2 protein-coding genes are annotated in these 1,415 nt (G+C 68.1%); both read left to right on the top strand.

Annotation, left to right across the window (positions count from 1 at the left end; translation table 11 throughout):
* Positions 1–883: ABC transporter substrate-binding protein (locus tag ACSFA3_RS23260; RefSeq protein WP_435507803.1), on the top strand; the 883-nt coding region annotated here is incomplete at its 5' end.
* Positions 861–1,361 carry a (2Fe-2S)-binding protein gene (locus tag ACSFA3_RS23265; protein WP_435474602.1) on the top strand — a complete coding sequence of 167 codons (501 nt, stop codon included), beginning with the start codon at positions 861–863 and terminating at the stop codon, positions 1,359–1,361. The genes ACSFA3_RS23260 and ACSFA3_RS23265, both read left to right, overlap by 23 nt.
* Positions 1,362–1,415: the final 54 nt, after the last annotated feature.

Raw genomic sequence — 1,415 nt, forward strand, 5'->3', positions numbered from 1 at the left:
CGCCATCAACACGGCAAAGCTGATCGACGAGGACAAGGTCTTCGCGCTCACCGGCTACGTGGCCACCGGCAACCTCGCGGCCGCGATGCCGCTGGCGGAGAAGGCGGGCGTGCCGATGTTTGCACCGCTGGTGGGCACCAGTTCGTTTCGCACCAAGGTCAACCGCTACCTGTTTCACGTGCGCGCGGGCTACGACCTGGAGCTGCGCAAGATCATCAGCCACCTCTCGACCATCGGCATCCAGTCGATCGCGGTGGTCTACCAGGACAGCGCCTTCGGCAAGTCGAACCTCGCCACCTGCGAAGAGCTGGCGGCCGACTACAAGTTGAAAGTGCTCAAGACCTTCCCGCTGGCCATCACGGCCGAAGACGCGAAGCAGGTCGTCACCGGTCTTTCTGAAGCCAAGCCGGGCGCCGTCGTGATGATCATGGCCGGGCGCATGGTCGAAGTGTTCATGCGCGACTACCGCGCGAACGGCGTGGGTGCGCCGCTGTACACGCTGTCGGTCGGCATCACCGACGCGGCCGGTTCGGCCAAGCGGCTCGACGGCAAGCTCGCGGGGCTGGTCACGGCCAGCATCGTGCCGCCGCCGCAGGCGCAGCGCATGCCCATCGTGGCCGACTACCAGCGCGACCGGGCGGAGTTCGGCGAGAAGATCGACAGCTACACCGCGCTGGAGGGCTACATCGTCGCGCGCGTGATGGTCGAGGGCCTGCGCCGCGCGGGCAAGACGCTCACGCGCGACAGCTTCATCGCCGGGCTCGAAAGCATCGGCAGCACGCGCATCGGCGACTTCCCCGTCGAGTACAGCGCGAAGAACCACAACGGCTCGACCTTCGTGGACCTGGAGATGTACACCCGTGACGGCCAGTTGCGGCGCTGAGCCGCTGCACCTGCTGGTCAACGGCCAGGCGCAATCGATCGAGGGCGTGCCGAGCGAAGCGACGCTGCTGCACCTGCTGCGCAACGACCTGGGGTTGAACGGCCCCAAGTACGGCTGCGGGCTGGGGCAGTGCGGCGCGTGCACGGTGCATGTCGACGGCGTGGCGGCGCGCTCGTGCGTGATTCCCGCGCATGGCGTGGTGGGGCGCGCCATCACAACGCTCGAAGGGCTGGGCGCGCGCGGCGACTGGCATCCGGTGCAGGCCGCCTTCGAAGATGCGCAGGCCGCGCAGTGCGGCTACTGCCTCAACGGCATGGTCATGCAGGCTGCGGCCTTGCTTGCGCGCGATCCGGATGCGAGCGATGCGCGCATTCGCGCCGAGCTCTCGGGCAACCTGTGCCGCTGCGGCACGCACATCGAAATTCTCGATGCCGTGCAACGCGCGGCGGTGCGCATGCGCGCGCATCCGACCCCATGACCCGCCGCGCCGATCTTCCGCTGACACGCGCCGAGTTCCTGTCGGCCAATGGTG

It is taken from the genome of Variovorax glucosi, from assembly GCF_051216695.1.
Lineage (GTDB): Bacteria > Pseudomonadota > Gammaproteobacteria > Burkholderiales > Burkholderiaceae_C > Variovorax.